This window comes from Pantoea sp. X-Soil-TKNS-1211 (assembly GCF_059730495.1).
Genome location: NZ_AP035957.1, coordinates 305,322 through 321,061 on the forward strand (window position 1 = coordinate 305,322; position 15,740 = coordinate 321,061).

Consider the following 15,740-nt stretch of genomic DNA (forward strand, 5'->3'; position numbering starts at 1 on the left):
AGGGACGGGTATCGACGTGATTACAGTGAAGAAATCGCTGAATAACAGCATGCTGCTGGTGGAACATGATCAGCAGGAGATGATTCTGTTCGGTAAGGGGATTGGCTTTGGTGCCAGACCCGGCGCTCAGGTCAACGCGGCCGGGATTGAGCAGGTGTTTATTCCGCTGGAACACCTCAAGTCGCGCCACTATTTCTCGCTGACCAACACGATACCCGTTGCCTGGTTTGATATCACTCATGACATCATCACTCTGGCGCAGGCCCAGTACGCTGAAAAGCTGCACTCGGTGCTGTTTTTCACCCTGACGGAGCATCTGTGGTTTGCCGTCGAGCGCGCTCGTGCAGGGCAGATCATCACGAATAAACTGAGTTGGGAAGTGCAGCGTTATTATCAGAAAGAGTACGCCATCGGTTTGCAGGCCAAAGCGATGGTGGAAGCGCGCTTCAGGGTGGAACTGGGTGATGATGAGGCGGTGCACATAGCTTTCCATCTGATCAATGCGTCGGGTAATGCCGGTCAGGATACGGCTCACCAGCAGGTACAACTGGTGAATCGCATCGCCGAGATTGTGCGTTACAAATTAAACGTGTCGATTGATATGACGTCGATTAACTACAACCGTTTTATTACGCATTTGCGCTACTTTGCCGAGCGCATACTGGCCGGGAAGATCAGCACCGGTGCAGGGGAAGACTTCTATCAGGAATTACTGAAATTCCACCCTGAATCCATGTCCGTTGCCTGGACAGTTCGCGACTATATTCAGGAGAAATATCAGCTGTCGTTACCGAAGGAAGAACTCACCTGGCTCAGTATTCATATCAGCCGCTTACAACACTGATTAGTTCGACGGTTTTAAATCGCCATACCAATAGGACGCTGTCACGCCACCGTCCATCAGGAAATCACTGCCAGTAATAAAGGTGCCTTCCGGTCCCATTAATAAAGCCGCCAACGCACCCACTTCATCAGGGGTGCCGCCACGACCGACCGGGGAGCGCTCCAGCATATTACGGTATCCTGCACCACGCGGGCCGGACAGCTCATCATTCGCCAGCGGGGTATAGATGATGCCCGGGCTGATGGTATTGACGCGCGCGCCACGTTTGCCCCATTTCACCGCTTCTGCCATCACACGTAACGCATTACCGCGTTTTGAGTATTGGTACGCCAGCAGCGAATCGGTGATGGTGTCTTCCTGCAAAAACGGCAGCGCCAATAGGTCTTCCGTGGGCGTGGTAGCCAGTGCTTCATTCTGTTCCACGCTCAGCGGCGGCAGGCGATGGCCGGATTGAGAGGCAATAATAATTCCGGAGCCGCCTTCAGCGATGACCTGACCAAACTCTTCGAGGATCACCGCCGTGCCATAGAGATCGACGTGCAAAATCGTTGTTGATGATGCCTGAGAGGGCGACACCCCGGCTGCGTTAATCACCCCTTTTACCGCGCCAAGCGCGGTGGCGGTTTTCACCAGCGCCTGGATTGACTCCCGCGATGAAACATCCACCTGGCTGGTGGCTACCACAAAACCGGCATCGCGTAGCACTTTCGCTGCCGCTTCGGTGTTTTCAGCACGCAGGTCCGCCAGCAACACCGTTTTGCCCTGGCTGACCCGACGGGCAATCGCCTGCCCAATAGAACCCGCACCAATCACCACAATCACGTCTTTCATATTCACTCCGAAGGTCAGTTATTTTTCACCCGTAATATCGATGGGGAAAATATAATCATTCCGGCGTGATATGACTTTAGGGATAATCAGCATGAGTTTATGAGTGGCGATCATAAATCTGTGCCGTCAGGTTGCCGTGTGGAGAATAGCGCGTAGCGCCGGGGCGTTGGTATTCGCCCGAAAACCGGGGCCACCGCGTTGGAAACTTCGGGCACTCGCCAGATTTCCGGTGATCACCGGAACAGAACCAGTATCCTCAACCAGCTTCGCGACAACCTTTAATGCCTCAGCATCGTCACTGGCGATCGGCACACCCAACTTGTTCGCGGCGCTGGCACTGGCTGACGCCTCAATGGCAGTGGCATCAACGGCACTGAATGCGCGCACATAACGAGTGCCGGGCAATAATCTTTGACTGGTCTCCGCCACGCCGTTTTGGTTGGCCTCACGAGCGAGTGCACTCGGCTGCCAACCTGAAGGATTACAGGCATCCAGCACGATTTTACCCTGCATCGCCGGGGCGAGCTGCTGGCCGAGTTGCGGCAAGGCATCATAGGGCACGGCAAATAGCAGGATGTCACCAAATGCCGCGGCCTCTGCGGGTGTCCCTACGCTGGCATTGGCACCTAAGGGCGCGATCTCGCGTTGCAACTCATCCAGATGCCGGGTGGAAAACATCACCTGGTGCCCGGCTTTAACCCACAGCTTTGCCACCGTCCCTCCCAGCCAACCCGCGCCGATCACGCCAATTTTCAGCGGCTGGCCCGTACCCGTAGCGCCCGGCTGGGCAATCGCGTTACCTAACATACTCATTGCTCCTGTGAGTGCGGCTAACTTCATTAATTGACGTCGTGAGAAGGACATTAGTCAGCTCCTGAGTTGAGGGAAATTAACGGTGATTGGCGGCCCAGCCAGACCGACAGCGCCAGCCAGACGAGAGACAACGGGATCGCAATATACGCCAGCAGGCCGCTACTCCCGGCAAATCCCATCAGCCCGGCATAACTCCAGCTTCCCATCTGATCGCCGAGACGATACACCACCGTATCGATGAAATTTTTCGCCTTATAGCGTTCTTCTTGCGCCACACGGGTAAATAAAATTTCTCTGCCGGGTCGGGCGAAAGCGAAGTTACTGATACGGCGTGCAACCTGGAATACGACAAAAATAATCAGGGAAGGAAATGCCAGCAGCAGCGAAAATCCGGCGAGTGTAACCAGTGGTAAAATGGCGAGGGTCAGGGAGACACCTAATCCTTTCAGCGCCCGGGAGGTGAAAAAGATCTGCGCGATGAAGGTGAACAGATTGACCCACAAATCGATGGTGGCGAAAAACGCGGTGCGCGACGCACGGTCAGAAAAGGCATTTGCCGCAATCGACGCCTGCTCAAAATAGAGAAAGGTGGAGGTCACACTGTATAGCATCATAAACAGGGCGATACCGGAGAGGTAAGGCGAACGCAGCGTGTGGGTGATCCCGGCCAGTACCGATCCCCCAACCGGGCGTTCCGTTGTTGTCCCGGCAAAATTTGTACTGTGCGCAGCAGCCCGCTGCGCCGATAGCAGACTGATTTCCAACAGCAGAAACGCCAGCAACACCAGGCCACGCTGGTCAATACGCTCCACTGCAATCAGGGTCAGAGAAGACCCGATTAGCGCCCCCAGGGTCGCCCCGGCGGAAAGGATACCAAATAGCCGCATCCCCTGTTCGGAGGTAAAAATATCAACGATCAATGACCAAAACAGAGAAACGACAAACAGGTTGAATACCGATAGCCAGATAAAGAAAAACCGGCCAGTCCAGATACGATATTCACTGAATGCCGGGAGCAGCAACACAAAGAACAGCAACAAATTGCTGGCAAAAAAATGGTAGCTGAGCCTGATGACGGTTATTCGCTGATAGCGTTTTACCAAAAACGAAAATAACGGCGTCAATAGCAACATAGCAGCGAGCGTACCGCTGAACAACCAGGGAAGATTATTAACCCCTCCCGCCACACCTAACTCGTCACGTACCGGACGCAAAAGATAATAAGCAACAAATAAAGAAAAGACATACAACATCGACCATGCCAGCGTTTTCAGTTCTTTCGGCCTGACATTTAAAAATTGATAATATTTATCGAAACGCATTCATCGTCACCCAAAGGTCATATTTCAACAGAAGATATTTTAAAGTGCATAATGTTTACGCGAATTCGTAGCGGCACGATTTATCGCGAAAATTAATAGCGCGATAAATCGCGCCGCTACGGTAGAATTGCGGAAATTGAGTATGAATGGATTAGCATTTTGCGGCATTAATGATGAGTTCAATTCATAAAGTCATGCAATTTAAACCCGTAATAAAGGGCTGAATCCTGCTGATTTTTATTCTAAGGTGAAGGGCGCGTTGCTGCTGATAGCGACGCCACGACTTATCTATGCGTCAGGTTAAAGGCCACTTCAATATGAATACGACAGCACCACTCAATGCCAGCCAGCGAGCCATTATCCCTATTGCAGCCTGGACTGCCAAAGGTGATTTACCCGCGCTTTCTCAGGCTCTTAACTCAGGGTTAGACGCCGGTCTGACCATTAATGAAATAAAAGAAGTGTTGTTGCAAATGTATGCCTACACCGGCTTCCCGAGAAGTCTGAATGGTATTACTACCTTTATGAGCGTGATTAATCAGCGTGTTGAACAGGGCATCAACGACCCTGTCGGTAAAGCCCCTTCCCCGGCGCCGCAGGATAAATCGCGCGCAGCAATAGGGGAAGAGATTCAGACGTTAATTGCCGGACGCGTATTAAAGGCTGAGAAAGGAAATTTCATCGAATTTCTGCCGGAAATTAATCGCTTCCTGCAAGAGCATCTTTTTGCCGACGTCATCGCCCGTGACAACCTCAGTTTACCTGATCGAGAAATCGCCACCATTGCCGCACTCACCGGCCTTGGCGGGGTCGAATCCCAACTGAAAGCACACATTGGCGGCGGCCTTAATGTCGGGCTGAGCGAACAGCAAATTAAAAGCCTGTTTGCGGTCTATGACCACACCGTTAATAGCAGCGAAGCCCAACGTGGTATGCAGCTATTAGATGACGTGATGGTCAGCCGTCCGCGTTAATTGAATTTCCTCAGGAGAAATACCATGACTTTAAATGTAAAAGGCTATGCCGCTTTGGCCGCCAAAGAAGACCTGGTACCGCATAGTTTTGTGCGCCGTGATCCGCGTGACAATGACGTTGTCATTGAGATCCTTTACAGCGGTGTTTGCCACTCCGATATTCACAACGCTTACAACGACTGGGGCGGTGCCAAATATCCCATGGTGCCCGGCCACGAAATTATTGGTCGCGTCACCCATGTCGGTAAAGCGGTGACAAAATTCAGCGTTGGTGACCATGTCGGCGTGGGTTGTATGGTGGATTCTTGCCAGCATTGCAGCGCCTGTGAACAAGGCCTTGAGCAGTATTGCGAAGAAGGGAATACCCTCACCTATAACGACATCGATCGCCATGACCATATGCCGACGTATGGCGGCTATTCTGACAAAATCGTGGTCACCGAGAAATTCGTGGTTAAGGTGCCGGATGGGTTGGACCTGAAAAGCGCCGCGCCACTGCTGTGTGCCGGGATCACCACCTGGTCTCCGCTGCGTCACTGGAACGTGGGTCCGGGCAGCAAAGTTGCCGTGATCGGCCTTGGCGGTCTGGGGCATATGGCGCTGAAATTGGCTAAAGCGCTGGGTGCAGATGTAACCTTGTTCAGCCGCTCACCGAATAAATCTGACGATGCTCGACGCCTGGGGGCGGAGCATATCGTGATTTCCACTGACGATACGCAGATGAAGGCGGTGTATAACCAGTTTGACCTGATTATCGACACCGTTCCCTATGTTCATGATCTGAAACCCTATATTCCAACCCTGGCGTTGAACGGTACGCTGGTGCTGGTGGGCTATCTGGGCGATCTGGATCCGGTGCTGAACAGCGCTCCGCTGGTGCTGGGCCGTAAATCTGTCGCCGGTTCGGTGATTGGTGGCATCGCAGAAACCCAGGAAATGATGGATTTCTGCGGTGAACATGGCATCACGTCAGACGTTGAAATGATCAACATGCAGGATATTAATACTGCGTGGCAACGCATGTTAAAAAGCGATGTGAAGTATCGTTTTGTTATCGATATTGCATCACTGAAGGCATAAAAAATAACGGCAGTGGCCAACCCACTGCTGTTACGCATCACGTCTGATAACGCACGGCTTCAATCAATTTCGAAAACGCCGCCGTGTGTTGTTTACGGCTGGGGTAGTAAAGATAATATCCAGCAAAAGGTGCACACCAGTCATCCAGCGCAATCTGGAGCCTTCCCTCGTCAATATATTTTCGTACGCAATCTTCCGGCACATAGGCGACGCCCATCCCGGTTAAAGCGGCATCAACGCGCGAGGCAAGGTTATTAAAAATCAACTGCCCTTCCACTTTCACCCGAATCTCTTTGCCATCCTTGTGGAATTCCCAGCTGTATATTCCGCCGAGGGTGGGCAAACGCATATTGATGCAATTATGATTCTGCAATTCATAGGGGGTTTCAGGCAAACCGTGTTGCGCGAAATATTCCGGTGCAGCCACCACCACCATGCGCCAGTCAGGGCCGATACGCACCGCCACCATATCTTTTTCAACCTGTTCACCCAGGCGTACCCCGGCATCAAACCGGCCACTGACAATATCCGTCAGCGTATTGTCGACAGACAATTCAACATTGACTTCAGGATAGGCTTGTAAAAAGGGCTTTAACAGCGGCCAGAGCGTCGACGCGAGGGCATGTTCCCCAGCCGTGATGCGAATATTACCGGAGGGTTTTCCCTGTTCGTCGGACAATTGCAGCAAGGCTTTTTCGATATCGCTTATCATGGGAGCGACATTCTTTATTAACCGCTCACCGGCTTCCGTTGGTGCCACGCTGCGGGTGGTCCGGGTTAATAATCGGGTGTTGAGTCGCTCCTCCAGTCCCCGAATCGAGTGGCTTAAGGCAGATTGCGAAACCCCAAGCTTGGCGGCAGCACGGGTGAAGCTCTGCTCACGCGCCACCATCACCAGATAGATGAGGTCGTTAAAATTTTCCCTGAGCATCAGTGCGCCCCTTTGTCATCTTTTGTCAGACTCCAGCCTTAACGGCTATACATAAACTGAAATATATGTGAGTTACTCACAAGTTGACCAGATAAAACTTGTCCCATGTGACCGGCGTCATGTTCTAAACTATGTTTCAACGCGACGCTTAACCTTTTGAAGCGTTATTGATGAATTTACCTCATAACGGCTATAAATTCCGGGCCGCTAATAAAGTGTAATTTGTAATGATACTATTATTCCGTAGTTCGTTACTCCCTTTATGATTATGTGAGGTTTCCATGAAAACGTTAATTGCTTCCACCCTTGCTCTGACCAGCCTCTTTGCGGTTAACAGTGCCTTTGCCGTCGATGTCATCCACGACACAGCGGGCAAACAAAAAGTAGGTGTGGTGTCCGCTTCCGGGGCTTATTCCCTCGACGGTCTGACCAATAAACTGGCTGACAAAGCCGAAGCCGAAGGTGCCACTTCGATGAAAATCATCGCCGCAGGCGGTGAAAATAAACTTTACGGTGTGGCGGAAATTTATAAGTAATCGCCCTTCTGAGGACGAAATATCTCTGAACAAGCTCACTGCCAGATTCTCTTAGTTTTGTTGCGCATAATTCCCTGGTGCGTTGGTTATCCGTTCCGCTTGTACTTTATTTCGTCTTTCTTCATCTCTAATCTTAATGTGATTAATAAGGTGCAGAAATGGATCGACACGAAATTATCATCCATGACTTAATTGCATGGATTGATGAAAACATTCGCCGCCCCCTGAAGATAGAAGAAGTTGCTCTGCGATCCGGTTATTCAAAATGGCATCTGCAAAGGATGTTCCAACGCATCATGAATATCAGCCTGGGAAATTATATTCGGGATAAAAAGCTGGAAATGGCCGCACATGATTTAATCGAAGGCCGTGAGACCGTCATTGATATTTCCGTTAAATATGGTTACGACTCCCAGCAGTCATTTACCCGCTCTTTTGCCAGAAAATACCATGTGCCCCCCGCGACCTGGCGGCGATTAAAAACACATAATTTAACTTTTCTGGTTTAACTCATCATCATTACCGGTTTCCGGGAGAAAATAACAATGCCCCATAACGTGGCAATTAAGCCTCTGGCTTTGCTATGCGCGTTCGTCATTTTAAATTTAACAGGATGTGATGATTCATCAGGACAAGCCGCTGAAGTGCAGAGCGCACCCAAGGTACAGGTGCTGACTCTGGCAACCCAGTCACTGCCCGTGACCACAGAACTCCCTGGTCGCACTTCTGCCTTTCGCGTGGCAGAGGTGCGACCGCAGGTTTCCGGCATTATTTTAAAACGCACCTTCACCGAAGGCAGTGACGTGGTGGCAGGCCAGACGCTGTACCAGATCGATCCTGCCCCTTTCCGCGCCAACTATAACAATGCCAGGGCAGCCGTGAATGAAGCGGAAGCCAACGCGCGCATGGCGCAGGTTACCCTGAATCGCTATCGCTCGCTGAGCGGGACAAATTACATCAGCCGTCAGGATTATGACCAGGCGCAGGCGACCGCCGCCCAGTCACGGGCGGCGGTGGATGCTGCCAATGCCGCGCTGGAAACCGCCCGCATCAACCTCGCCTGGAGCACCATCACCTCGCCAATCAGTGGCCGTATCGGGCGCTCATCGGTCACCGAAGGTGCATTGGTGCAGGATGCGCAAAGCGATGCGCTGGCAACGGTTCAGCAACTGGATCCCTTGTACGTCGATGTCACGCAGTCGAGCCAGGATTTTCTGCGTCTGCAACAGGAACTGGCCTCCGGCCGATTGCACCAGAATGCCGGGAAGGCGCTGGTCAGCGTGATCCTCGGCGATGGCTCGGTCTATCCCCATAGCGGCACGCTGGCGTTTTCTGATGTCACCGTCGACCAGACCACCGGCTCCATCACCCTGCGTGCCATTGTCCCTAACCCCGACCACACGCTGCTGCCCGGCATGTTTGTGCGCGCCCGGCTGGATGAAGGCACCGATCCCAATGCCCTGTTGATCCCGCAGCAAGCGGTGACCCGTACGCCGCGTGGTGACGCCACGGCGCTGGTGGTTGGCAGCGATAACAAGGTGGAAGTCCGCACTATTAACGTCTCGCAGACCGCAGGCGACAAATGGCGAGTCACTGGCGGGCTGCAATCCGGTGAACGTGTGATTGTCTCCGGCGTCCAGCGCGCCCAGCCCGGTATGACCGTTAACCCCATCACCGCCTCTACCTCCACAGGAACCGCTGACTGATGTCCAGATTCTTTATTGACCGCCCGATTTTTGCCTGGGTGCTGGCGATTATCGTCATGCTGGCCGGGGGAATATCGATCCTGAAACTGCCGGTGGAACAGTACCCTGACGTTGCGCCGACCTCAGTACAAATCCGTGCCACCTATCCAGGGGCCGATGCCACGACGCTGCAAAACAGCGTAACCCAGGTAATTGAGCAGAACATGAGCGGGCTGGATGGCCTGATGTATATGTCCTCCACCAGCGATTCATCCGGCACACTTCAACTAACGTTGTCGTTCGAGAACGGCACCGACCCGGATATTGCCCAGGTACAGGTGCAGAACAAATTGCAACTCGCCACCCCTTTGCTGCCGCAGGAAGTCCAGCAGCAAGGCATCACGGTGCGCAAATCCTCCAGCGTGTTCTTCCTGGTGCCGGGCTTTGTCGATGACACCGGTCGCATGAGCATGGAAGATATTGCCGACTACGTGGCGGCTAACCTGAAAGATCCCATCAGCCGTATCAATGGCGTGGGTGATACCACGCTGTTTGGTTCGCAGTACGCGATGCGCATCTGGCTCGATCCCAACAAGCTGAACAACTACCAGCTGACGCCGGTTGATGTGATGAACATGATCGAAACCCAGAACGCGCAGATCGCCGCGGGTCAGTTGGGTGGTGCACCGCCGGTAAAAGGTCAGCAGCTTAACGCCTCGATCATTGCCCAGACCCGCCTCACCTCGCCGGAAGAGTTCGGCAACATTCTGCTGAAAGTGAACAGCGATGGCTCGCAGGTACGGCTGCACGACGTGGCGCGTATCGAGCGTGGCGGTGAGAACTATAATTTTGTCGTCAAAATTAACGGCAAACCGGCATCAGCATTGGGTATTCAGCTGGCGGCAGGCGCTAACGCGCTGGATACCGCCAATGCCATCCGCGCGAAAATTGATGAACTGAAACCGTACTTCCCGCAGGGACTGAAGGTGGTCTATCCCTACGACACCACGCCATTCATCAGCATCTCCATCCACGAGGTGGTAAAAACGCTGTTTGAAGCCATCGTGCTGGTGTTCCTGGTGATGTACCTGTTTTTGCAGAGTTTCCGCGCCACGCTGATTCCGACCATCGCCGTGCCAGTGGTGCTGCTCGGCACCTTCGGCATCCTTGCCGCCTTTGGGTATTCGATTAACACCCTGACCATGTTCGGGATGGTGCTGGCAATTGGCTTGCTGGTGGACGACGCCATCGTGGTAGTGGAAAACGTCGAACGTGTGATGGCTGAAGAAGGCCTGAAGCCAAAAGCCGCCACGCGTAGATCGATGGGGCAGATTCAGGGGGCGCTGGTCGGCATTGCGCTGGTGCTGTCGGCGGTGTTTGTGCCGATGGCGTTCTTTGGTGGCAGTACCGGTGTGATCTATCGCCAGTTCTCCATCACCATTGTGTCGGCGATGGTGTTGTCGGTGCTGGTGGCGCTGATCCTCACCCCAGCGCTATGCGTCACTATCCTGAAACCGGTCAAACCCGGCAGTCACGGCCAGCATCGCGGGCTATTTGGTTGGTTTAACCGCAAGTTCGACCAAAGCGCGCATCATTACACCAACAGCGTCGCCCGTATGCTGCATCGCAGCGGACGTTATCTGTTGATCTATGGCGTACTGGTCGCGGGGATGGCGGTGCTGTTTGTACGCCTTCCCACCTCGTTCCTGCCATCGGAAGACCAGGGCGTGCTCGCCACCCAGGCTATCCTCCCGGCCGGTGCGACGCAGGAGCGCACTCAGGCGGTACTGGATCAGGTGAATGATTACTACCTGAACAACGAGAAAAACAACGTTGAAAACGTACTGACGGTGAACGGCTTCGGTTTTGCCGGACGTGGCCAGAACGTGGGGATCGCCTTTATCGGCCTGAAAGACTGGTCACAACGTTCGGGTGACGAGAACAAAGTTGACGGCATCGTTAGCCGTGCCGCGAAAGCGTTCAGCAACATCATGGACGGCAATGTGGTGGCCTTTAACCTGCCGCCGATCATTGCGCTGGGGAACGCCACCGGCTTTGACTTTGAGTTGATTGACCAGGGCAGCCTCGGTCACGACAAGCTGGTGGAAGCGCGTAACAAACTGCTGGATCTGGCGCGTCAGCATCCCGACACGCTGGTGGCAGTGCGCCCTAACGGCATGGAAGACAGCCCGCAGTACAAGCTGAATATCGACCAGGAGAAGGCCACCGCGCTGGGCGTGGATCTGTCCGACATCAATACCACCCTGAGCAGTGCCTGGGGCGGCAGTTATGTTAACGACTTCGTTGACCACGGCAGGGTGAAGAAGGTCTACGTGATGAGCGATGCGCCGTATCGCATGATGCCGAAGGATCTCGACAACTGGTACGTGCGCGCCAGCAACGGCAAGATGGTGCCTTTTGCCAGCTTCTCGACTGCCGAGTGGGTCTATGGCTCGCCACGTCTGGAACGTTATAACGGTCTGTCGTCTCTGGAAATTCTCGGTCAGCCTGCACCGGGTAAAAGCTCGGGCGAGGCAATGGCGTTGATGGAACAACTGGCGAAGCAGCTGCCACCCGGCGTCGGTTATGACTGGACAGGTATGTCATACCAGGAACGCATGACCGGCGAACAGGCACCGGCGTTGTATGCCCTGTCGCTGATTGTGGTGTTCCTCTGTCTGGCGGCGTTGTACGAGAGCTGGTCGATTCCGTTCTCGGTGATGCTGGTGGTGCCACTTGGCGTGTTTGGTGCGCTGGTCGCCACCATGTTGCGCGGGCTGAACAACGATGTCTACTTCGTGGTGGGCCTGCTGACTACCATCGGTCTGTCGGCGAAGAACGCCATCCTGATTGTCGAATTCGCCAAAGACCAGATCGAGAAAGAAGGCAAAGGCGTGGTGGAAGCCACGCTGGAAGCGGCGCGTATGCGCCTGCGCCCGATTCTGATGACCTCGCTGGCGTTTATCCTCGGCGTTCTGCCGCTGGCGCTGAGTTCCGGTGCCGGTTCCGGTGCACAAAACGCCGTCGGCACCGGGGTGATCGGCGGCATGGTGGCAGCAACGTTGTTGGCGATCTATTTTGTCCCGGTGTTCTTTGTGGTGGTACGTAATCGCTTTGGTGGCAAGGCCCGCGATGATGAGGACGACGACGACATCCTCGTGTAATCACCTCGCCCAGCCAGTGTCACTGGCTGGGCGCTCGCAACTCATGAGCAATGCTCATAACTCCAATCGCATGAGGCTATCTAATTACTTAACACCGCGTTTGCTACAGTGGTTGCATCACTCGTGAACGACAAAAAGAGGAACATCACATGTTGAAAATTATCGCTAACGGCTCCGTCCCCTCACGTAAAGGCCCGGAAGACTATTTCACCGGTACGGTCAGGATCGATGCCCCCTTCAGCGGTACTGAGTCAGCGCGGGTCGGTGGCGCAACCGTCACCTTCGAACCCGGTGCACGCACCGCCTGGCACACCCATCCACTGGGACAAACGCTGATTATCACCCACGGCCAGGGTTGGATTCAGTGCGAGGGCGAAGAAACGGTGGTAATGAATCAGGGCGACATCGTCTTTATCCCGGAAGGCGTGAAGCACTGGCATGGCGCAACGCCGGATAATGCGATGACGCATGTCGCCATCGCCGAATCCCTGAACGGCAGCCCGGTTGACTGGATGGAAAAAGTCACCGACGAACAGTACCAAAAATAACCGATACGCGAAGCAGGTAAGTGCCGGAGCGCTTACCATTTCGCGTGGTTTACTCCGAATTTTCCGAAGCGGCGAGAAAACTGTGCTAAAAAAACAGGGTTAAAAGCCGATTTATTAATCCGGGGAACGAGATGAAAAGCGTAACAGCCACCTCAATTCATGACGTCAACGACAAGTTATTGAGCGGTGAGCATAAGGAAGTCATCATCGATTTTGATATCAGCAGTGATGACTTCTTTGCTCTCTCTGATTATTGGTGTGAGCGAGGAGCCAAAATTAAAAAAGAGGGCAATCGATTTATGATAAAACTCAAGAAAATCAGCATTCCTGAATCCCTCGATCCCTGAGCATCACGCCTTTTTCATTTCTCATTCAGGCCTATCAGATTGGTCCTGATAGACTGAATGTTTACTAAGTACCTGTTATCTTTGCGTCTTCATTTCTTCATGGACGCCTGGTAATGACCCCTTCCGTTAGTGCAAAGCAAGCACTGCTCCGCCTGGTCGCGGTGGTGATGACCGGATTTCTCGCCGGTGTGGCGGGGATGATACTCGCCATGATTTTGCACAGTATTCAGCATGTTGCTTTTGGCTATAGCATGGACCGCATCATCAGCCCCGAATCCTTTTTACAGGGCGTGACGGACTCCGATCGACGGCGTCGTATGCTGGCGATTGTCACTGGTGGTATCGTCGCGGGCTGTGGCTGGTGGTTACTGGGACGCTACGGACGCAAGCGGGTGTCGATCAAAGCCGCCGTTGCCCCGAGCGCCACACCGATGCCAACCGGCACCACCACCCTGCATGCGCTGCTGCAAATCGTGACCGTTGCGCTGGGATCGCCGCTGGGGCGTGAAGTCGCTCCACGGGAAATGGGTGCGCTGGCGGGTGGTTTTATGGCACGTCGTATCGGTCTGGAAGCCGATGAGACCCGCATCCTGATTGCCTGTGGTGCCGGTGCCGGTCTGGCTGCCGTCTATAACGTTCCTCTGGCCGGTGCGCTGTTTACCCTTGAGGTATTGTTGTTGTCGTTCAGTTGGGAAAAAGCACTGGCGGCGATCATCACCTCGGCCATTGCCGCCTGGACCGCGACACTGGGGCTGGGCAATGAATCGCAATATCACTTTGCCTCGGGTCCCCTTTCTCACAACTTCCTGGGGTGGGCGATTGTTGCTGGCCCGGTGTTGGGGAGCGGCGCGTGGTTATTCCGTAAAACCACCGGTGCTGCGCGCGCCGGAGTAAAAGAAAACTGGCAGATGCCCGTGTTCTGTTTGCTGGCATTCGCCCTGCTTGCCGTTCTCAGTCTCTGGTTCCCGGAACTGCCAGGTAACGGCAAAGGACCGATGCAGCTGGCGCTGAACGACAACATCAATTTTCACCATGCGGCACTGCTGTTAGGTTTGAAAATGGTGGTGATTCTGGCGGTGCTACGCGGTGGTGCTGAAGGCGGGTTACTGACCCCTGGATTGACCGTCGGTGGGCTGTTGAGCCTGCTGCTCTGCGCGCTCTGGCAGCTGTTTTTCCCCGGTGGTGACACCGGCAGCTTTGCGCTGGTTGGGGGCGCGGCATTTCTCGCTGCGTCGATGCAAATGCCGCTGACCGCCGTGACGCTGGTGATGGAGTTTACCCATATGAACCATGACTATTTTGTTCCCGCCCTGCTGTGCGCCGCAGGCGCAGTGATTACTTGCCGGGTGTTGGAGCAAACGCGGCGTTGATCAAGCGTCGCCCTACACCCTGAGCCGCTTGCGCTGCGTTAGCCATATCAGCAAGGCACAAGCGGTCAACACCATCTCACCGATGGTGATGCCTGACCAACCGCCACGTTGCCACAGCGAACCGGCGAACGCAGAACCGATCGCCCCACCGATAAAATTGCTGACCACAAACGCCGTATTCAGACGACTGCGGGCCTGCGCATCCACCGCGAACAACCGGGTTTGATTCAGTACGTTGATCGCCTGTATCGCCACATCCAGCAATAACACCGCCGCCAGAATCGCGATGATGGAGGTCGCACCGGCCCGGGCAATGATGAGTGAAACCATCACCAGCAGCAACGCAGCCCCGGTCGCGCCGACCGACCAGCCACGATCATGCAAACGACCGGCACGTCGTGCTGCCAGCGCCCCGGCCAAACCAACAAGACCGACCAGGCCAATCTGACTGGCGCTATATCCATAGGGGGGCGAGCTTAGCAAGAACGTCAGTCCCGTCCAGAACAGGGTAAAAACTGAAAAACCGAGGGCGCCTAACACCAACGTAACCTGCACGGTGGGATGCTGACGCACCACCGTGACCACGGAGGCCAAAAGTTGCAGGTATGAACTTGCCTGACGTGATCGATCGGCTGGCAGAGCACGCCACAAAATCACCGCCAGAACCAGCGTCATCACCGCAGCGAAGAGATAAATAGCCCGCCAGCCGAATGCATCCGCCACCAGACCACTGACCGTGCGTGAAGCAAGGATCCCCGTCAGCACGCCCGAAACCACTGTCCCAACAATCCTGCCCCGCTGGTTGTCGGACGCCAGGTCTCCCGCTAACGGAATCAGTAGCTGTCCGGTCACTGTGGTGAGGCCAACCAAAAACAACGAGGCGAGCAGGAAACCAAAAGTGGGCGCGAAAGCGCTGGCCACCAGTGCCAGAGCTGAAACCGACATCATGGCAGGGATCAGCCGGCGACGATCCTGGCTATCGCCAAGGGGAACAATCAACAACACGCCGATTGCATAGCCAATCTGGGTCAGCGTCACCAATAAACCGGCATGGCCCGGCAAGATCTGAAAGGCATCACCAATGTCATGCAGTAACGGTTGAACCCAATACAGGTTACCTACCGCCATCCCTCCGGCAACAGAGAACAGCAGGGTCAGGCTTTGGGACATTCTCGCAGAGGGGGCCAGTTGGGTCACGCTTTCTCCTTCAGATCGCTAAGTGGGGGCCGGGATTCAGCGGCCAACGGCCTTTTTAGCAAAAATCCATCGTAGAATTAACCTGTTAAATACCAATG

At 54.3% G+C, this 15,740-nt stretch carries 15 protein-coding genes; 10 read left to right on the top strand and 5 right to left on the bottom strand.

Features of this window, described 5'->3' with window-relative positions; genetic code table 11:
* Positions 1–16: 16 nt before the first annotated feature.
* Complete coding sequence (locus AC6I8W_RS28095) at positions 17–844, top strand: PRD domain-containing protein (protein ID WP_497839504.1); 828 nt, start codon at positions 17–19, stop codon at positions 842–844.
* On the opposite strand, the gene AC6I8W_RS28100 is transcribed toward AC6I8W_RS28095, so the two are convergent.
* The 3 genes from AC6I8W_RS28100 to AC6I8W_RS28110 form a co-directional block, all read right to left on the bottom strand.
* Positions 845–1,675, bottom strand: coding sequence for an SDR family oxidoreductase (locus AC6I8W_RS28100; protein WP_497839505.1), 831 nt, complete (start codon positions 1,673–1,675; stop codon positions 845–847). It abuts the gene before it with no gap.
* Positions 1,676–1,801: 126 nt separating this feature from the next.
* Positions 1,802–2,488, bottom strand: a complete 687-nt coding sequence (locus AC6I8W_RS28105; protein WP_497839506.1) for an NADPH-dependent F420 reductase — start codon at positions 2,486–2,488, stop codon at positions 1,802–1,804.
* Positions 2,489–2,538: 50 nt separating this feature from the next.
* A complete protein-coding gene (locus tag AC6I8W_RS28110) occupies positions 2,539–3,810 on the bottom strand; it encodes an NTP/NDP exchange transporter (RefSeq protein ID WP_497839507.1) in 1,272 nt (423 codons plus the stop codon).
* 290 nt (positions 3,811–4,100) lie between these two features.
* Here AC6I8W_RS28110 and AC6I8W_RS28115 point away from each other — a divergent pair, with 290 nt between their 5' ends.
* Positions 4,101–4,784 (top strand): carboxymuconolactone decarboxylase family protein, encoded by a 684-nt coding sequence (locus tag AC6I8W_RS28115; protein WP_497839508.1) that lies wholly within the window; start codon positions 4,101–4,103, stop codon positions 4,782–4,784.
* A 24-nt stretch (positions 4,785–4,808) separates the two neighbouring features.
* Complete coding sequence (locus tag AC6I8W_RS28120) at positions 4,809–5,864, top strand: NAD(P)-dependent alcohol dehydrogenase (RefSeq protein ID WP_497839509.1); 1,056 nt, start codon at positions 4,809–4,811, stop codon at positions 5,862–5,864.
* Between the two features lie 37 nt (positions 5,865–5,901).
* Here AC6I8W_RS28120 and AC6I8W_RS28125 read toward each other — a convergent pair whose 3' ends face one another.
* Positions 5,902–6,795 carry a LysR family transcriptional regulator gene (locus AC6I8W_RS28125; protein WP_497839510.1) on the bottom strand — a complete coding sequence of 298 codons (894 nt, stop codon included), beginning with the start codon at positions 6,793–6,795 and terminating at the stop codon, positions 5,902–5,904.
* 281 nt (positions 6,796–7,076) lie between these two features.
* Here AC6I8W_RS28125 and AC6I8W_RS28130 point away from each other — a divergent pair, with 281 nt between their 5' ends.
* From AC6I8W_RS28130 to AC6I8W_RS28160, 7 genes are all read left to right on the top strand, one after another.
* Positions 7,077–7,331 carry a YdgH/BhsA/McbA family protein gene (locus AC6I8W_RS28130; protein ID WP_497839511.1) on the top strand — a complete coding sequence of 85 codons (255 nt, stop codon included), beginning with the start codon at positions 7,077–7,079 and terminating at the stop codon, positions 7,329–7,331.
* Between the two features lie 158 nt (positions 7,332–7,489).
* A complete protein-coding gene (locus AC6I8W_RS28135; protein WP_497839512.1) occupies positions 7,490–7,840 on the top strand; it encodes a helix-turn-helix domain-containing protein in 351 nt (116 codons plus the stop codon).
* Positions 7,841–7,876: 36 nt separating this feature from the next.
* The gene (locus AC6I8W_RS28140; protein ID WP_497839513.1) at positions 7,877–9,037 is read left to right on the top strand and encodes an efflux RND transporter periplasmic adaptor subunit; all 1,161 of its coding nucleotides are present in this window, start codon (positions 7,877–7,879) and stop codon (positions 9,035–9,037) included.
* Positions 9,037–12,180, top strand: coding sequence for an efflux RND transporter permease subunit (locus AC6I8W_RS28145; protein WP_497839514.1), 3,144 nt, complete (start codon positions 9,037–9,039; stop codon positions 12,178–12,180). The genes AC6I8W_RS28140 and AC6I8W_RS28145 overlap by 1 nt, the downstream gene beginning before the upstream one ends.
* Positions 12,181–12,329: 149 nt before the next feature.
* A complete protein-coding gene (locus AC6I8W_RS28150) occupies positions 12,330–12,728 on the top strand; it encodes a (R)-mandelonitrile lyase (protein WP_497839515.1) in 399 nt (132 codons plus the stop codon).
* Positions 12,729–12,859: 131 nt separating this feature from the next.
* The gene (locus tag AC6I8W_RS28155; RefSeq protein WP_013512619.1) at positions 12,860–13,075 is read left to right on the top strand and encodes a hypothetical protein; all 216 of its coding nucleotides are present in this window, start codon (positions 12,860–12,862) and stop codon (positions 13,073–13,075) included.
* 113 nt (positions 13,076–13,188) lie between these two features.
* Positions 13,189–14,445 (top strand): chloride channel protein, encoded by a 1,257-nt coding sequence (locus tag AC6I8W_RS28160; RefSeq protein ID WP_497839516.1) that lies wholly within the window; start codon positions 13,189–13,191, stop codon positions 14,443–14,445.
* A gap of 12 nt (positions 14,446–14,457) precedes the next feature.
* Here AC6I8W_RS28160 and AC6I8W_RS28165 read toward each other — a convergent pair whose 3' ends face one another.
* Positions 14,458–15,642 (bottom strand): MFS transporter, encoded by a 1,185-nt coding sequence (locus tag AC6I8W_RS28165; RefSeq protein WP_497839517.1) that lies wholly within the window; start codon positions 15,640–15,642, stop codon positions 14,458–14,460.
* Positions 15,643–15,740: the final 98 nt, after the last annotated feature.